Origin of the sequence: Gimesia chilikensis (assembly GCF_007744075.1) — a bacterium.
Classification (GTDB): Bacteria; Planctomycetota; Planctomycetia; order Planctomycetales; family Planctomycetaceae; genus Gimesia; species Gimesia chilikensis_A.
The window spans coordinates 705,954-722,766 of sequence record NZ_CP036266.1; the positions used below are offsets into that span (position 1 = coordinate 705,954).

Here is a 16,813-nt window from a genome sequence, read left to right on the forward strand (position 1 = left end):
ACTATTCAAAACGGATCGACTTCACAAACTCTTTGAAGTTCGCTTCCTCTTTTTCTGCCAGCTTAGCGGGGCCGGTAAATTTAACGAACCAGGCCAGATTGTCCCGGTAGATGATGGCACCCAGAATGGCCGGTCGTGGTGTTTCGCCTTCGGGACCGATCAGTTTGACATAGGTTGCTTCGAGATCCCCGGCTTTGAGTTGCTCCGAGTTCCCCGACAGATCGGCGTCGGTAATGGCTTTGAGTTTCACCTGGTCACGCCAGCGGTTGATATTCGGGAGCAGGGGAGAACTGTCTTTGGCGAGATCGATCACGGTGACTTCGCCGGTTTCTCCGTCGGCAGAGACATTAAAGGCGGCTTTCCGCATGCCTCCGCTGCGACCGGGTTTCCAGCCTGAGGGAGTTTCGTATTTAATCTGTGCGGCGGCAGCCGGCGGCGTGGAAGCAGCTGGGCCTCCTGGTGCGGGCATACCACCACCCATCATGCCGGAAGCGAAGGGGGCCCGGCTCATGGGGTTGTCAGCCATCTTGCCATCCAGGCTGACGACCGTGATCGTTTTGTCGCCGGCTTTCAGGGTGAACTGTTCCTGGTCCAGGCTGGGAGAAACGCCTTCGGCTGCTGTGAGGTCTTTTTCAGTAATGGGAGCCAGACCAACCTGATCACGCCAGCGATTGACGTTTTCCAGTGTGCCACTGGGCGGCAGGGGGATTACCGACATTTCGAGTGGGGGATCTGTGTCTTTGACTTTGAGGGTGGCAAATCGCATGGAACTGCCCGGTGTCTGGGTCCAGTCTGCAGGGAGCTTCCATTCGGGCTGACCTGCTTTGAGGGTCACCGATTTGAGGAATTCGATGAAGGTCTCAAACTGAGCAGCGACCTGTTCGGGAGCCCCGGTCATTTTGAAGAACCAGTTCTGTCCATCGCCGGGCAGGATGGCCGCCAGCATGCGGGTCGGTTTTGCTTCTGCAGAGGTGGCCTGTGCCGGACCGAGGTCGGCTCCTTCTTTGGGGACTTCATAGGTGTGAATCTCATCCTGTTTTCCACAGCCGATCGGCAGGAGCAGCAGGGGCATCAGGAGCAGGAGCGGTAACGATTTCATGAGCAGGGTTTGTCTTTCGGGTCGATACATGGCGGCTTGGTCCAGGTTTTCTACGGCCTGAGAGTCGAAAATGACTGGCAAATCAACTGATCGGGCTAAATCCGGGTGGTTTTGAGTTCGATGTCAGCAGACTGACAGAGGTACTGTCGTTGTGTACAAGGCAGGTGTTTGAGGAGTGGTTCACGCCTCAAGGGGCATAAGTTGTTTCAATAATGGTGGTTATGTTAAAACAACACGGCCCCGGATACCAGAGTCACTCTGCTGGGGACCACTGACTATTATAGTTGTCGTGAGACCAAAAAGTACACAACCAGTTTTCGAGTCCTGGCAAATTCCCCGGTATTGGAAGGGCCTGGCCTTTAAAATCGGCCCCTCGGGCCAGAGCTTAAAAAACTCGAAAAATCGCGTAAAAATTACAATGCCTTGCAAAAAAGTCACCAAATCGGCGATTCTGAGCGGTGATTGTAAAAGCTTCCAGAAGAAATCCTATTTACAAGGAATAATCTTTAATGTATTTACGCGTTCTCGCTGATTTTTCGCAAAATAAATTGCGATTCTGGTATGCGAGGTGCGTGATTCAAAGTGACCCGTCACAAATGGGATTCTGAATTCCATTTCTATTAAATAGTACACGAACGTACGGAACCGACAATTCAATCGAATCAATGTCAGCGGTTATGGAAGACCGGACACGATTCACCCCAAACTGACCCAAATTCCCAGTTGTTCATGGGAACCAAAACCCCAGGCATGGAAGCCGCACCGTGAAGCTGATTTCACACAGACTGCCGGTTGACGCTCTCAACCCGGCCGTGAAAGTTCGAACTGTCGAATCTCTTCTTATCGAGAGGGGGCTCAAGCAGTTTTTCGCTCACACAGAGATTGTGCTGCAATCTCTGCGCACTGCTTCTCTGCTCACGACGACCTCCATGGTTGTCTGCTCTGTCCTCAGCATGTGTTCCACATTTTGCGGCGAGCATCGAACAGATACCCCTTTCTCAAATTTTAAAACGCGTTGCGCGTTGAAACCAACGATTGTGAGGAGTTGGTAGATGAGATTATTAGCGACATTCGTATTCACTTTTCTGATGATGACCGGTTCTGCACTGGCAGCTGCTCCCAAGGGGGTTCTGCTGGATTTCACTGCGACCTGGTGTGGCCCGTGTCAGAAAATGAGTCCGCTGGTTTCACGTTTGAAACGTGAAGGCTATCCAATCAAGAAAGTCGACGTCGATCAGGAACCTGAGCTGGCCCGACGTTTTAATGTTTCCAGCATTCCCGCTTTTGTGCTGGTAGTCGATGGTAAAGAAGTGGCTCGTTCTGTCGGTGCCACAACGGAAAGTAATCTGCGTCGGATGCTGGCCCGGATTCCTGCTGCAGAACCTGCTCAGCCCGAGCGGTCACAGCCCCGTAACCCGGTCGTCTTCGCATCCAATGATCGTCGCAGCAATCAGGCTGAAGAAGCCCCGATTCAGCTGGCACAGGATCAGAAGCAGCCCGAAAAGAAATCGCGCGGATTCAATCTCCCGTTCTTTGGTAAAAACAAATCGGAAGATGATTCGGTTCCTGTCGAAGAGCCCGTGATTCGTGCCCAGTTTGGCGATGCTGCCAACGATCAGTTCGCGGAAGCCGCTCCCCAGGAAGAAATCATCAACTGGCGAGCCAGCACGGTTCGCATTCGTGTGAAAGACAAAAAGGGAATGGACCTCGGTTCGGGTACGGTAATTCACAGTGCCGTCGGTCGAACCCTGATCATGACCTGCAGTCATATCTTCAGTGACATCAGGGCTGATTCCGTGATTGAAGTCGATGTCTTCCAGGGCGAAAAGTACGACACTTATGTGGGTACCCTGGTCCGTTATAACCTGGAAGCCGATGTAGGACTGATTTCGATTCCCACTTCGGGCGTCGTGGCTGCTGCGAAAGTGGCTCCGCTGGAAGATGAAGTAAAAGCGGGTGACGTCGTAGCATCTCTGGGTTGCAGCAGTGGAGAACTGCCGACCCTGGAGAAAATCAAGGTAACCGAACTCAACCGTTTCCTGGGACCGGACAACATCGAATGTACGGGCATGCCTGTGCAGGGACGTTCGGGCGGGGGACTGTTTAACCGCTCCGGCCAACTGGTGGGTGTCTGCTTTGCCGTCGATAAGGAAGACCGCCGTGGTCTGTATGCCGGTCTGCCCGTGGTGCATAAACTGCTCGATGAAAGCAACCTGACGGCCCTTTACAAACAGCCTGCCGTTCAGGAGTCCGCTCCGGAAACCAAGTTCGCCATGTCGGAAGCTGCTCCTGCAGCCCAGGCGGCTCCCAACCAGCAACTGCTGGATGAGTTCCTGAACCGGGCGATGCCTACTGACAGCCAGCCGCGTCAACAGGTGACCTCGGCAACCACCGGTAATCCGGACCTGTCACAGCTGCAGGCGGCATTGGATCAGGCAGGGGAAGCAGAAGTGGTCTGCATTATCCGTCCGCTCAACAAGCCCAAGTCAGCCAGCCGGGTTGTGATCATCAACAAGGCCAGTTCCAAGTTTGTCTCTTACCTGTCGGGCGAAGTCAGTAATCAACCTCAGCCGACCTCGGCCCGCTTCCAGCCTAAGGCCAACCTGTCGGGAACTCCCCGTAATGCAGAACGTCGTCAGCGGGATGAACGCATCAGCCGCAGCCTGCCCCGGGCCAGTAAGACACACCTGGTAGCCAGCCCCGCTCAGTCGGAAGATGCCATGTTCCGGCCTCCTTCTTCTTTCACACAGACGGCTAAAAAATCGACGCCGGACAGCCTGCAGAACAGTGCTCCGGTCCAGCGGTACCGTCGTTCCGCTGAGTCGCGTCGCTAAACGCTCACTCGTCTACTGAGAACATCTGATCCAGTCTGAATCCCTGTGTGGTTCAGGCTGGATTTTTTTGTTTCTGGCTTTCAGACTTTTGTTCTGCTACGGTGGCTTTTTAGAATAGAGATTCTGCGGAATACCACTGGGGAGGGTTCAACCTGTTCCCCTCAATGCGCCTGCCACCAGGAGACATCACGTGAAGCTGTTCTGTAAACTGTCCGTCTGTCTGAGCCTGTTGTTGACTTATACCGGTCTGCTATCTGCCGAGGATCTGCAGTTGAACCTGCGATCTCAGTCCGAGACCAGCAAAGGCTCCGGACGTTATCATCGACTGGAACACAAGGAGAGCTGGGATCCCGAGCAGACCGCGATTATCGTCTGCGATGTCTGGGACTACCATCATTGTCTGAATGCGGTCCGGCGACTGGAACAGTTTGCACCGCGGCTGGATCAGCTGCTCAAGACGGCCCGCGCACAGGGGGTGACCATCATTCACGCCCCGAGTGATTGTATGCCGACTTACAAGGGACACCCGGCGCGTCAGCGGGCGCAGCAGGTTACGTTCAATGGACCGATACCGGAGGGCATCGAAAACTGGTGCTCGAAGATTCCCAGTGAAGAGCAGGCCGTGTATCCCCTCGATCAGTCCGATGGGGGCGAGGATGATGACCCGGAAGAACACAAAGCGTGGGCCGCGAAGCTGAAGTCGCTGGGCCGCAATCCGTCACTCCCCTGGCAGAAGCAGTCGCCGTTGATCACCATCGATAGTGAGAACGATTTCATTTCCGATAAGGGGGATGAAGTCTGGCGGATTCTGGGAAGCCGTGGCATTAAGAATGTGATTCTGACCGGCGTACATACCAACATGTGTGTCCTCGGTCGTCCGTTCGGATTACGGCAGATGGCACAGAATGGGAAGAACGTGGTACTGGTGCGGGACCTGACCGATACGATGTACAACCCGCAGCGCTGGCCTTACGTGAGTCACTTTACCGGTAACGATCTGATTATCTCGCACATCGAAAAATTCATCTGTCCCACAATTACCAGCGATCAGATTCTGGGAGGCGATGAATTTGTATTCAAGAAAGATGATCGACCTCACCTCGTGATCATCATGGCGGAGCAGGAGTACGAGACAGAGAAAAGTTTACCCAAGTTCGCGGCGGAGAACCTGGGCAAAGCGTTTCGTGTGAGCCTGGTCTTTGCTGATGACAAGGAGCGGAATAAGATCCCGGGGATCGAAGAGATCGAGGATGCGGATCTCGTATTATTCAGCGTTCGCAGACGTGTACTTCCGAAAAAACAGATGGCGCTGATCAAGAAGTATGTTGCCGCGGGTAAGCCGGTGGTGGGAATCCGCACCGCGAGCCATGCGTTTTCACTGCGCGGGAAAGAGCCGCCGAAAGGATACGCGGACTGGCCTGAATTTGACGCGACGGTTTTTGGCGGCAGTTATCACGGCCATCACGCAAATGATCTGAGGTCGATTGTGACGATCAATCCGAAGCAAAAGCAGAACCCGATTCTGACAGGCATTCCCGACAAACCGTTCCCGCAGGCGTATTCGCTGTATGAGGTGACACCGCTGGCGAAAGGGACGACGGTATTGATGACGGCGGAAATCAAAGGGAAGCCGGTCGAACCGGTGGCCTGGACGTTTCAGCGGAAGGATGGCGGTCGTTCGTTTTATACTTCAATGGGACACACTGGCGATTTCCAGCAACCCGAGTTCGTACGGCTGCTGGCCAACGGGATCTACTGGGCCGCAGGTCTGAATCCCGCAAAAGTGAAACTCTCCGAAAAGGTGAGCCTGCGTGGTGCACCGCACTGGACCGTGGTTTCTTTGCCCGAGTTCAAGAAGCCGGCAGGGACCGTAGAGAGTCGCTGGTATCGTTGCGTGGCCCGGATACCGAAAGCGTGGCTGGCTGGTGAGCCTGTGCAGTTAAAGGTACCCACGTCTGCCGGGAACACGGTTCAAGCCTGGTTGAACGGAACGGCTCTTAAGAAACGGGGCGACGGATTCGTGATCGCTCCCGGGATGGTCACTGTGAACGATGCGAATCTGATTGTCGTCTCTGTTTCCGGTCGCGATGCGGGAGTCGATTTTGTGTCGGTGCCTCAACTGGTTTCTGCCAGTGGTGCACTTCCCCTGGCGGGACGCTGGCAGTATCGGTCGGGCGATGATCGTGCGTTTGCGAACATGCCTTTACCGGCCAAGTTCGGTACGGTGACGGATATTGTGTTTAAACCGTGAGGGTGTGGGAAGCATTAGTACCAACTGGTTTCAGATGGCAGGAGCGTTCTGCAGGAGCAACCGGAAGATTTCCTGTCAGTTTCCAGTTCGCTGCGCTCACCCCGAATTGCATTCGGGGCTACCCTTTGAATTGGGAACGCGTGATCTGGAATTCACTGTCGGGCAAGTATTTAGGCCGGACACATGGCACCCGGCGTTTGCTACCATTGAATGAAATCTTTGCTGGAGATTTTACCGGCGGCTAGCGCCTTGCCGCTCAGTTTTTCTTTTATATGAACGTACAACGGTTGCAGGGTTCGACGCTTAAGCGCGAGACTGTAGACTCCCGGAGCTTGCGGTACTCAGGAGAGTTGTAGATCTCCAGGACATTCTGATCGTTGGCGTTGCCGATGGGGTATTCGGCCTGACCGTCGGCACAGCAGTGGGCGACTTCTCCGGTCGCGGTGATCGAGAGTTCGAACCAGCGTTCGCAGCCCATGTTGGGAACTTCATAGACGTTGAGCCCCTGCACCTGTCCCATCCATTCCATGCGGGGAAAGACGCTCGATTTGAACAGCGGATAATTGATGCTGACCCACTGCACGAATTCATGGTCTGCCGCGGTGCCATCCCCTACGCGCGAAAGAACCACCGGGAAGGGAATGTCACCTTCCATGAATGCATCGTGAATCATTTCCAGCTTTTGACGCGTACGCTGATAGGGGAGGCTCATCACCCGTTCGTATTCGGCCTCGCGATGATCGTTGAATGAGATCCAGAGGTACTGGAGATTTTTGACATCCTGCAGCTTTTCCAGCTTGTCTTCTGTGATGGGAGTGGAGTTGGAGGTCAGCGCGATTTTGGCCTGGGGGAGCAGGGTGTTGATTTTTTCCAGAACGTCAAACAGACGGACATCCAGAAACGGTTCGCTGACTTTGAACGGCGAAATCTGCAGGTTCATCTCCTGGGGGATCGCCGTCAGTTCGTTCAGGATTTTGTCGATGAGCTCGTCGCTCATTTTGGTGTGCTTGCGGTTCAGATCCGGGTAAGGACAGAAGTTGCAACTCGCATTACAGCGTGCCTGGGTCTCAAGGTGCACGTGACGCGGGTAGTCCATGTAGTGCGAATGCCGCATGCGGGCCACGCCGGCGTCGTATTCTGCTCTCTGTTCACTAAACTGATACGGGCTGATGACTTCCAGCATTTTGTCGACTCTTCCATGAATCAGGGACAAGCGGAATATGGTGTGTTTTGCAGATCGGGGAGTGGCTGTTTTCGGTCAATGAGAGCTTCCGGTCCGAATCCTGTAGAACAGTTCCCTCTGTCCGTTACGGCTGGTGAAAACTCTGCCGTGGATCGGGAATTCAAAAACCCTCATTATTCCATTGTCGGCTTAATTTAGTATGATTCATGAAGGAAAACCTCGAACCTTCTGATATTGAAAATGCCCTAACCTGTATCTCTGAAAGCAGTTAACTGATGCACCACTTTTCTGATCGTCTGAATGCCGCCATCCGCAGTAAAAAAACACCCGCTCTGGTCGGTCTGGACCCCCGCTTTGACTGGCTTCCCGAGGAGATCGTCTCTGCTGCGGAAGCGAAACATTCCAGCAAAGCGGAGATCGTCGCGGCTGCTTTTGAGGAGTTCTGTTTTCGGATGATCGATGTGGTCGCTCCCCTGGTGCCGGCTGTGAAGCCGCAGGCCGCGTTCTTTGAAGAATGGGGGCCCGCCGGTTGTCTCGCGCTGCAGCGTGTGATTAAGCGGGCGCGTGAGGCGGGGCTGGTTGTGATCTGTGATGCGAAGCGGGGAGACATCGGCTCGACGGCTGAAGCGTATGCCCGTGCATACCTGGCAGGCGCAGATCCCGAGAGTGCCATCTGGGCGGCGGACTGTCTGACGGTGAACCCTTACCTGGGCAGCGATACCCTGCAACCGTTTGTGAAAGTGGCCGTCGAACGGGGGGCGGGGATTTACGTGCTGGTCCGAACGAGTAATCCGGGAGCGGGGACCTTTCAGGATCGGAAAACAGACGGTCATACTTTGTATGAATGTGTGGCGGCGGTCGTGAATGACCTCGCATTGAATACAACGGGTAACGGACACTACGGCGCCATCGGTGCGGTGGTGGGGGCGACCTATCCGGAAGAGCTGACACAACTGCGGGAACTGATGCCGCATACTCCGCTGCTGGTGCCCGGTTATGGCAGCCAGGGTGCGGGAGCCGGCGATGTCGCGGGAGCCTTCGATGCGGAAGGGCTGGGCGCGATCATCAACAGTTCGCGGGGAATCAACTTCGCGATTCGCAAGGAACCGTATTTCGAGAAATTCGCTCCGGAAGAATGGGAGCAGGCAGTGGAAGCGGCCACGCATGATATGATCGCCGACCTGGCCGAACATACGCCCGCCGGGAAGCTGCAATGAGTGACCACGCGAAGTCGTTTGCAGAAGCTTCACTGCATCTGCGAAAAGTCGATCCCAGGCTTAAGCCGGTGATCGACAATATCGGTGTCTGTTCGTTGAAGCCGTATCGTTATCGGTTTGCACTGCTGCTGCGTTCGATCGTCTCGCAACAGATCTCTACATCTGCGGCCCGGACGATTTACAAACGTCTGCATGCGTTGACCGGAAAAGGGCAGCCGAGTGCGGAAAAGATCATGCAGCTCTCTCACGAAGAACTGCGTTCGGTTGGGTTGTCTGCACAGAAAGCGAATTACGTGCATCACCTGGCGGAGATGGTACTTGAAAAACAGGTACGGCTGCATAAGATGCACACAATGACCGATGATGAGGTGACCGCGGAACTGGTGCAGGTCAAGGGTATCGGTCAGTGGACGGCGCAGATGTTTCTGATGTTCGGCCTCTGTCGTCCTGATGTGTTCCCGCATGACGACCTGGGAATTCAGAACGGCATCCAGACGATTTACGAACTGGAGACCCGTCCCGACAAGCAGACGTGTATCGAAATCGCCGAACTCTGGGCGCCGTATCGGACGGTGGCCAGCTGGTACTGCTGGCGGGTGCTGGAAATGGAAACGCCCGACGGTCCGTGGTAAGTATATTTATAACTCTGACAAAACCGGATCTATCATGACAAATTCCTTTCGCTGTTTTCAGGTTAGTCAACAGGAACCCAAAGAAATAACAGCTGATGTTGTCTCAGTACCGTATAACAACCTGCCTGACGGTGAAGTGACGATACGTGTCGTTTATTCGTCGGTGAATTATAAAGACGCTCTGGCGGCGACCGGGAATCCCGGCGTGGTCCGTCATTTCCCGCATGTGCCCGGCATCGATGCGGCAGGCATCGTGGAGTCTTCCGACTCCGATCAGTTTCAGGTGGGAGACAAAGTGGTAGTGACCAGCTATGAGCTGGGAGTCGAACGCTGGGGAGGCTGGTCCGAACTGATTCGCGTCAAACCGGAATGGATTGTGCCGCTGCCTGACGGGCTGACGCTCAAAGAGTCGATGATTCTCGGAACCGCAGGACTGACGGCGGCGATGTGCGTCGACAGTCTGCTGCACCATCATATCAAACCCGAGTCGGGCAAGGTGCTGGTGACGGGGGCCTCGGGAGGTGTCGGGTCGTTTGCCCTGTCGCTGCTGAAACGTTGCGGGTTCGAAGTGACCGCGGTTTCCGGTAAAGCGGAGTACCATCAGCGACTGCTCGATTTGGGAGCTGAGGAAGTCGTCGATCGGCTGGCGATTGATATCAACTCGGACCGTCCGTTACTGAAAGGGCACTGGGCGGCTGCCATCGATACGGTGGGCGGCTCTCTGTTGAGTCATGTAATCCGCTCGATTCAGCCTCAGGGTTGTGTGGCTGCCTGTGGTAACGCGGGGGGCGCGCAGCTGGATTTGACCGTGTTCCCATTCATTCTGCGGGGAGTGACACTCGACGGGATCGATTCGGCCTGGTACCCGATTGAAAAGCGGGCCGCACTCTGGCAGAAGCTGGCGACTGACTGGAAGCTGGACGACCTCGATTCGCGGGCAAAGGTCATCACGCTCGACCAGGCACAGCAGACGGTTGAGAGCCTGCTGGAGGGGACGCACCAGGAACGGACGATCATCCAGGTGGGAGCCGAATAACGGCGGTAGTCGGCGCAAAGCAAGAGGCCACAACCACAAGGGGTATGGCCTCTGTTGCTGATTTGATTTTTATGGCCGCTGGTTTAGTAGCGGGCCAGGTCGGCGGTGTCGGACTTGAGATTCAGGCCGGTGACGATCCGCTGGGCTTCGTTGACCATGAACTTGACTTCACTGCCACAGGCGATGAACCGCCAGCCTTCGGCGATGCGCTGTTCGACGGCTTCGACAGTCTGCACGTGCAGACCGACGGGGGTGCCGGTCTTCTTGCCGGTTTCCAGAATCCGCTGCAGCATGGCTTCGAGTTCATCCGGTGATGGATGCACGCCGGTTTCTTTGCTCATCTGGAAGGTCAGGTCGTTGGGACCGACGAAGATGGCGTCGACGCCTTCCAGGCTGTAGATCTCTTCGGCATTCTCGACCCCTTCGGGGGATTCGGTTTGCAGGACGACGAGGATTTCATCGTTCGCGTATTTGTAGTAGTCGCCTGCGGTGGCATCGAAGTTCATGGCGTGCAGTACACCGCCTACCGAACGGTTGCCGATCGGCGGATATTTCACGGCGTCGATGACTTCTTTGGCCTGTTCGACGGTGTTGATCATCGGGGCGACAATCCCGTGAGCACCGGCGTCGAGGGCCCGTTTGATGAGTTCATATTTTCCGAGAGGAACCCGGCAGAGGGGGACGCAGCCGGCATCTGCGATGGCACCGAAGAGGAGTGCGGCCTGCGACCAGTCGATGGGTGAGTGTTCCATGTCGACGGTCAGCCAGGGGAATCCGACGCGGGCCATCAGGCGGGTCATCATTACATCCCCGGATGAGAGCCATGTTCCAACCTGAGGTTTCCCCTCACTCAATGCTGCTTTGACCGGATTCTTTTTCATCAGTCTGAATGTCTTTCCTGTAATCTATTTGAAATTGAAGTGATCTGATACCAGATGTTGATTCACCCATTCTCGACAGGCTCATAGTGGATTGCAAGCCAAACGCTTTCCCCGTCGGCGGCGGTCGCCTCGACCCGATGCAGACAATGCGCGGGAATGTTCACTGCATCGCCGGGAATGAGCGTCCGCCCCTCGGTTTCCCCCTCAAAACGGAGTACAGCTGACCCCGAGAGCAGAACCACCCATTCGGCGTGTTCCTGATCGTACCACTGTCCTTCCCGCGTAGACTGCCCGGTCGAAACGATGCGTTCCACCCGGCAGGACTGCCCCCGGAAGAGGTGTTCGAAGAGCTCCTCGGTCGGGGGTGTGGCTTGCGGGGTGAGCAGGTTGGTGATTTCAGGAATCATGGCGGTACCTTGCAGGGGGCGAAACGGGACGGAGTTGAATCTTCGTTCTGTTTTACTTTACGGGAGGCGGGGCGCGGTCACAACCGTGGGAATTTTTCTACCGTGAAAAACGCGAAAGGCACGAAAAGTTAAGGGTGGATATTGGAAAGTGGGGCTCTCCAAATAAGAGTAGCAAACCAGGGTGGTATCGGATGTAATCCGATATTGCCGGAGGCAACAGGAGGTCTCAGGGTGATTATGATGTGGTCAATGGATGTACCTCATTTTAAGGGTAATAAAGTTGGTAGCTCTGTTATGAATTGGGCTCGTGAGCTGCGACCTCCTGCTCGCTGCGCTCGGCACGGATTGCATCCGTGCCCACCCTTTTTTTGAGCGGAATGACGCCAGCCACCGGTAAGTGGGTTCCTCGCTGAAGATTTTACCGGCGGCAAGCGCCTTGCCGCTCAGTTGTTGATGGGAGCGTTTCGCGGTCACTGTTGGGCGAGCCGATAGTGCCACCCGGCGTGGTTGATTTGAAGTGATATCGTATTGGTCTGCTTGTGGGCCTGATTCGTAACTGGTAGCATGAGATTCTCGCCCGACAACTGATTTCCCCTGCCTCTGGAGCCTCCGATGAAGATCACTGGCGTTGAAACGTTTCTGGTTGATGTCCCGCTGCAAGTTCCGGTTTCGCCTTACCAGTCGCGGTATATTTCTTCAATGACGACAGGCGCTCTGCTGATTCGCCTCGAGACCGATGCGGGCATTACCGGCTGGGGCGAGACGCCACAACGGTTGTCGTTTCAGAATGCGGTCAGTTTTACAGGGGAGGAAGCTGAGTACTTTCGGCCGATTCTCATGGGGAAAGATCCGACTGACATTGCTGCCCTGTATGCAGACTGGGGGATGGGGGACGAGCCTTATCGTCAGTCGCTGGCGGAAATGGCCTGCTGGGATATCCTGGGGAAACAGGCGGGGCTGCCGCTGCATCGTTTGTTGGGCGGACTGTACCGGGATCGCGTGGAAGTGACCTGCTGCATGGGGATCCGCGGTCCCGAGGAGGCGGCTGCGATTGCGAAGCATTACGTCGATCGTGGTTTTTCCACCATGAAGACTAAGGCGGGGCGATCGCCGGAAGAGGATCTGGCGATGGTGCGGGGGATTCGTGAGTCGGTGGGGGACAAGCTCAATCTGCGGATCGACCCCAACATGGGATACACGCCGGAGGTGGCGCTGCAGCTGGCCCGCGATCTGGAACCTTACGAGCTGCAGTATTTCGAACAGCCGATGCATAAAGACCTGCTGCAGGAATCAGCGGACATCCGCAGGCAGACGACAACGCCGCTGGCGTTGAATGAATCGGTGACGACGATGGAGAATGTCCGCAAGATTCTGGAACTGGATGCGGCGGAATACCTGCTGCCAGACACGTACCAGTGCGGCGGGATCTGGGCGGTGAAACTGGTAGGTGAGGTCGCAGCCTCGGCAGGTGTGCCCTGTATATTTCACTGTGCCCACGACCTGGGACTCCGCACGGCGACGATGCTGCACATGGCAGCTTCGTCTCCCAATTTTCCGCTGGCGAATGACTGCACCTATTACAGTCTGGAAAACGATATCATTACCGAACGGTTTGAGATCAAAGAAGGCACAATGGCGGTGCCGACCAAACCGGGGCTGGGTGTGGAGATCGATGAGGGGATGCTGCAGAAGTATCTGGTGGCGAGTTCGCTGGGGTGAGTTACGGTCGCTGTGGGGCCAACTGACAGGTAGTACGCGTAGTTATTTTTCTACCACGAAAGGCACGAAAAACACGAAACGGTTCAGGTGGGATTACTGGAACGTGGGGGTTCTCAAATGAAGGACACCCAACCGGGGGTGGTATCGGATGTAATCCGATATTGCCGGAGGCAACAGGAGGTCTCAGGGTGATCATAAGGTGGTCAGTAGATGTACCTCTTTGTGAGGATAGTGTGGGTAGCACTGTTATGAATTGTTCTGGTGAGCTGCAACCTCCTGCTCGCTGCGCTCGGCACGGATTGCATCCGTGCCCACCCTTTTTTTGAGCGGAATGGCGCTATCCATCGGTAAGTGGGTTCCGCGCTGAAGAGATTACCGGCTAGCGCCGTGCCGCTCAGTTGCTGATAGGTGCGATTCTCGAATCCTGTCTGGGGGGGATAGTGACGCCCAACTGCTTGGTTTCTGAGTGAGTTTCTGATTAATTGTTTGATCGGTTGCATGGATGCAGATAGATTGGATCTTGAGAGAGGCACGAGTCCCCGGAATGTTTTCGCCCATTTTCCCTTCCCCGAGGAGACGACGATGCTGAAAGTAGTTTTGTCCCTGATTTCTCTATCGCTGATTTTCAGTCTTACCGGTTGCCAGGATGTTCAACCGCCGCCGGATCAACAGGGGGCAGCGAATCCGTCTCCTGCAGAAGAGGCGCCGATGGCCCAGGCGGTTACCCGTGTTGGTGAAGCCGGGGCACAGTCACAGCCGGAAGCGACTCCCGCTGCACAGGCAGAGATGACGCCTGCTCCTGAAGGGCAGCCTGCACAAAAACAGCCCCAGGCCAAACCGCGGAAGATGAATGCAGGGTTGCGGATGGCACGCGATAAAGAGGCTGCGAAAGCATTGCGACCGAAACTGGGAATGGAAGGGGCCGGATTTGGACCGTTCGCGTTGCAGGTCAATGTGGATGACGATGGAAATTACACGGGGGTGACACTCTATAACACAAAAGTGAATGATAAGATGGTGGACTTCGTCGCTGGTCTCGACGATCACACCGAATACGTGATGGTGCAGAATACCGACATCACCGATGAGCAGGTTGCCCGGTTTGCCAAGCTCAAGTTTCTGAAACGACTGGAGATCTCTGGTGCTCCGATTAGCGGTGCCTGCCTGGTGATCCTGAAAGATTTCGACAAGCTGGAAAAACTGAATCTGAGCAGTAATCCCTACATGTCGCTCAATCATCTACCCGAACTTCCCGCGCTCACCGAATTGAATTTGCTGAGCTCCAAGGGGATTACGGATGCCAGTATCCCCAAGCTGGCCACGCTGAAAGGGCTCAAAAGTTTGAGCCTGTACGATTCGGGGATTACCGAAGCCGGGGCTGCCAAACTGCAGGAGTTGCTACCCGATTGTGAAGTCAGCCATTGATAATGAATCGGGTTGTACAATGGTTGTGGGCCGGCTTCGGGTTATCGGTTCAATGTGGGCGGGATAGCGCTGGCTACCTGATTATGGCAGCAGTCAACTCTGATTACTGGCGGCTTGCGCCGTGCCGCTCAGTTTCTGTTGGGAGCGTTTCAATCAGTGTGAGGCGAACTGGTGTATTTGGGGTGCTCCCATTACTTGATTGAGTTCGGTTGCGTTTCGGATTCGAGTTGGCGGGCAATGGCGGTTGTCGTTTCGACGATGGGGATCGCGGGGTAATGTGTGTTGAACCAGAGATCGTATCGCTTTCCGTTCCAGACTCTGAGCAGTCTGGCCTGGCCCTGATGCGGTGATGTATATTGCTGCCAGCACCATTCGTCCCAGGGGTGTGGCAGGTCCTGCTCAATCAGATCGAGTAGCTGATCCTGGTATTCTTCCGATGCGAAATCGGGAATGGGGCCGGGGGCCTCCTCGAGAATGTTCTCGGGAGTCCACCAGGCGTTGGTTCTGCCCCAGGCCAGCAGGGGATGTTCGATGATCAGCGTTCCCGTTTCACCAGCCGCAAGCTGCTGACGGAGGCGGTGCCCGCTGAGTGTGCGGCCAGCGTTCCACATGCTGAGATAGAAGAGCAGTTCGCCGGTGAGGCTCTGCAGGAAAAAAAAGAGCGCTACAGGGGGAACGAAGATCAGGAATAATACCGCCATGAGGGGAAGTATCAGGAGCCAGAGCGGAATCAGGGCGAGTATTTTGTACCAAGGGAGTTTCCCGACTGATTCCTTGAGTGCCATGTTTGTTTCCTGATGGTTGTGTGTGAAGTCCGGTGGCCATTCGATTTATGGATGTTTCAACCGGGACACTCGTTTTCAAATGATTCCGCTGTCAAATTTCTGCTCGCTGTTTCGGAGTGGGATAGCGCTGGCTACCTGATCGTGGCAGCAGTCAACACTGATTACCGGCGGCTAGCGCCGTGCCGCTCAGATTCTGTTGGGAGCGTTTTCTGTTTGCTATGCCCGGCTGCTACGATTGGTTCTTATCGTTTGCATTATAGTGCATACGCGCCGGTTATTCCCAATATTGTTCCCAGTTGTCGGCGAAGGCGGTTTGGAGGCGGGACAGGTAGGCGTCGGTTTTAATCTTGGCCATCCAGAGGTTGGGACCTGTGCCGCCTTTGCAGATGACTCCTTCTGCAACTGCGTATTTTCCGGCGCGGACGTCGCTGGTGAACTGGCCGGTGAAGCGACCGCGGTAGACGACGCGGGCGACTGGCAGGTGGCCGAAGTCTTCCAGGAACTGTGCGGGGCCGAGCAGCTGATTTTCAATGGCGACATCGAAGAGGATCAGCTGTTTGTCATCGTCGGCATTGTGTCGACCGGCGAAAGAACGGGGGCCCAGGAATTCGGTGAAGACGGTCACTTCGCGGGTGGCGAAGTCAGGTCTGGATAAAAGGGTGGACTGGAGTGGTGCCGCGAACTCATCCAGGAACAAAGCGGGAGCCTGGGCGAGTTCCGGGTGGTCCTCTGTGAAGGCGGCGATGCCCCGGTCGTCCAGATCAAAACGGTTGCGGCGGGTGCCAAAGGCGTACCAGCCCAGTTCCGGTTCCCAGACCCAGTGCAGATTGGTGCCGTCGTATTTCTCGAAGGCGATGCATTTTTCCAGCGGGGCAGCGCGGCTGTCGGGGATTTTGGGATAAGCGAGTTTGATACGCGGCATGGGACAGGTTCCCGGTTCTGATTTTTGAAAACATGGTTTTCTCAACTAGACCGGATTTCTGGGGAGAGGTTCGTGCAGCTGGTGTGGTGTCTGATTTTCACTGGTTGATGTGGACTGGTTCTGCTGGTGCCGATGTGTAGGATGCGTGGTGCGTTACGCAAAGATACGGATCGATTTGCAGCCGGGCTATTCCAGTTGAATGAGTGGCAAGGTGCCAGCCGCCGGTAAAAGATTCAGCGTTGATCCTGATTACCGGTGGCTGGCGCCATTCCGCTCACAGGGGAGTGTTAGATGAATTTCCATCAGAGGTTGGACTGTAGAGAGTTTCGAGAGGCGGGCGGCCACACAGGGCCGCACCCTACGGTGGGAGTGGGTGTGCTGGTTCGAGATTGTCGGTCTGCGCTGTGTCCTCCTGTTGCGTA

13 protein-coding genes are annotated in these 16,813 nt (G+C 55.4%); 7 read left to right on the forward strand and 6 right to left on the reverse strand.

What is annotated here, in order from left to right:
• Window position 1 precedes the first annotated feature (1 nt).
• Window positions 2–1,129 carry a hypothetical protein gene (locus HG66A1_RS02765; RefSeq protein ID WP_145180625.1) on the reverse strand — a complete coding sequence of 376 codons (1,128 nt, stop codon included), beginning with the start codon at window positions 1,127–1,129 and terminating at the stop codon, window positions 2–4.
• A gap of 1,022 nt (window positions 1,130–2,151) precedes the next feature.
• Between HG66A1_RS02765 and HG66A1_RS02770 the strand changes: the two genes are divergently transcribed.
• Window positions 2,152–3,933 carry a thioredoxin domain-containing protein gene (locus HG66A1_RS02770; protein ID WP_145180627.1) on the forward strand — a complete coding sequence of 594 codons (1,782 nt, stop codon included), beginning with the start codon at window positions 2,152–2,154 and terminating at the stop codon, window positions 3,931–3,933.
• A 190-nt stretch (window positions 3,934–4,123) separates the two neighbouring features.
• The gene (locus HG66A1_RS02775; protein WP_145180629.1) at window positions 4,124–6,184 is read left to right on the forward strand and encodes an isochorismatase family protein; all 2,061 of its coding nucleotides are present in this window, start codon (window positions 4,124–4,126) and stop codon (window positions 6,182–6,184) included.
• A 268-nt stretch (window positions 6,185–6,452) separates the two neighbouring features.
• Here the strand turns inward: HG66A1_RS02775 and HG66A1_RS02780 are convergent, their stop codons facing one another.
• The gene (locus HG66A1_RS02780) at window positions 6,453–7,367 is read right to left on the reverse strand and encodes a radical SAM/SPASM domain-containing protein (protein WP_145180631.1); all 915 of its coding nucleotides are present in this window, start codon (window positions 7,365–7,367) and stop codon (window positions 6,453–6,455) included.
• A 275-nt stretch (window positions 7,368–7,642) separates the two neighbouring features.
• Here HG66A1_RS02780 and pyrF point away from each other — a divergent pair, with 275 nt between their 5' ends.
• Genes pyrF through HG66A1_RS02795 form a run of 3 tightly spaced genes read left to right on the forward strand, consistent with a single transcriptional unit; the run spans window position 7,643 to window position 10,252 of the window.
• Window positions 7,643–8,584 carry an orotidine-5'-phosphate decarboxylase gene (gene pyrF / locus HG66A1_RS02785; RefSeq protein WP_145180633.1) on the forward strand — a complete coding sequence of 314 codons (942 nt, stop codon included), beginning with the start codon at window positions 7,643–7,645 and terminating at the stop codon, window positions 8,582–8,584.
• Entirely contained in the window at window positions 8,581–9,216 is a 636-nt protein-coding gene (locus tag HG66A1_RS02790) for a DNA-3-methyladenine glycosylase family protein (RefSeq protein ID WP_145036378.1), read from the forward strand. The genes pyrF and HG66A1_RS02790 overlap by 4 nt, the downstream gene beginning before the upstream one ends.
• A 34-nt stretch (window positions 9,217–9,250) precedes the next feature.
• A complete protein-coding gene (locus tag HG66A1_RS02795; protein WP_145180635.1) occupies window positions 9,251–10,252 on the forward strand; it encodes a YhdH/YhfP family quinone oxidoreductase in 1,002 nt (333 codons plus the stop codon).
• Window positions 10,253–10,335: 83 nt separating this feature from the next.
• Here the strand turns inward: HG66A1_RS02795 and HG66A1_RS02800 are convergent, their stop codons facing one another.
• Window positions 10,336–11,133, reverse strand: a complete 798-nt coding sequence (locus tag HG66A1_RS02800; RefSeq protein ID WP_145180637.1) for an HpcH/HpaI aldolase family protein — start codon at window positions 11,131–11,133, stop codon at window positions 10,336–10,338.
• Window positions 11,134–11,195: 62 nt separating this feature from the next.
• Entirely contained in the window at window positions 11,196–11,540 is a 345-nt protein-coding gene (locus HG66A1_RS02805) for a cupin (RefSeq protein ID WP_145180639.1), read from the reverse strand.
• Between the two features lie 612 nt (window positions 11,541–12,152).
• Here HG66A1_RS02805 and HG66A1_RS02810 point away from each other — a divergent pair.
• Both HG66A1_RS02810 and HG66A1_RS02815 read left to right on the forward strand, forming a co-directional pair.
• Complete coding sequence (locus HG66A1_RS02810; RefSeq protein ID WP_145180641.1) at window positions 12,153–13,259, forward strand: mandelate racemase/muconate lactonizing enzyme family protein; 1,107 nt, start codon at window positions 12,153–12,155, stop codon at window positions 13,257–13,259.
• Window positions 13,260–13,841: 582 nt separating this feature from the next.
• Window positions 13,842–14,684, forward strand: a complete 843-nt coding sequence (locus HG66A1_RS02815; protein WP_145180643.1) for a hypothetical protein — start codon at window positions 13,842–13,844, stop codon at window positions 14,682–14,684.
• Between the two features lie 191 nt (window positions 14,685–14,875).
• Here HG66A1_RS02815 and HG66A1_RS02820 read toward each other — a convergent pair whose 3' ends face one another.
• The gene (locus HG66A1_RS02820) at window positions 14,876–15,469 is read right to left on the reverse strand and encodes a hypothetical protein (protein WP_145180645.1); all 594 of its coding nucleotides are present in this window, start codon (window positions 15,467–15,469) and stop codon (window positions 14,876–14,878) included.
• Between the two features lie 274 nt (window positions 15,470–15,743).
• Window positions 15,744–16,391: an RNA ligase family protein gene (locus HG66A1_RS02825; protein WP_145180647.1), complete on the reverse strand. Its 648-nt coding sequence runs from the start codon at window positions 16,389–16,391 to the stop codon at window positions 15,744–15,746.
• Window positions 16,392–16,813 lie beyond the last annotated feature (422 nt).

Excerpts from the sequence above, each read along its gene's own strand:
- HG66A1_RS02765 (WP_145180625.1), bottom strand. The coding sequence starts at position 1,129 with ATGTATCGACCCGAAAGACAAACCCTGCTCATGAAATCGTTACCGCTC.
- HG66A1_RS02790 (WP_145036378.1), top strand. The coding sequence starts at position 8,581 with ATGAGTGACCACGCGAAGTCGTTTGCAGAAGCTTCACTGCATCTGCGA.
- HG66A1_RS02800 (WP_145180637.1), bottom strand. The coding sequence starts at position 11,133 with ATGAAAAAGAATCCGGTCAAAGCAGCATTGAGTGAGGGGAAACCTCAG.
- HG66A1_RS02805 (WP_145180639.1), bottom strand. The coding sequence starts at position 11,540 with ATGATTCCTGAAATCACCAACCTGCTCACCCCGCAAGCCACACCCCCG.
- HG66A1_RS02810 (WP_145180641.1), top strand. The coding sequence starts at position 12,153 with ATGAAGATCACTGGCGTTGAAACGTTTCTGGTTGATGTCCCGCTGCAA.
- HG66A1_RS02795 (WP_145180635.1), top strand. The coding sequence starts at position 9,251 with ATGACAAATTCCTTTCGCTGTTTTCAGGTTAGTCAACAGGAACCCAAA.
- HG66A1_RS02825 (WP_145180647.1), bottom strand. The coding sequence starts at position 16,391 with ATGCCGCGTATCAAACTCGCTTATCCCAAAATCCCCGACAGCCGCGCT.
- HG66A1_RS02780 (WP_145180631.1), bottom strand. The coding sequence starts at position 7,367 with ATGCTGGAAGTCATCAGCCCGTATCAGTTTAGTGAACAGAGAGCAGAA.
- HG66A1_RS02820 (WP_145180645.1), bottom strand. The coding sequence starts at position 15,469 with ATGGCACTCAAGGAATCAGTCGGGAAACTCCCTTGGTACAAAATACTC.
- HG66A1_RS02770 (WP_145180627.1), top strand. The coding sequence starts at position 2,152 with ATGAGATTATTAGCGACATTCGTATTCACTTTTCTGATGATGACCGGT.
- pyrF (WP_145180633.1), top strand. The coding sequence starts at position 7,643 with ATGCACCACTTTTCTGATCGTCTGAATGCCGCCATCCGCAGTAAAAAA.
- HG66A1_RS02815 (WP_145180643.1), top strand. The coding sequence starts at position 13,842 with ATGCTGAAAGTAGTTTTGTCCCTGATTTCTCTATCGCTGATTTTCAGT.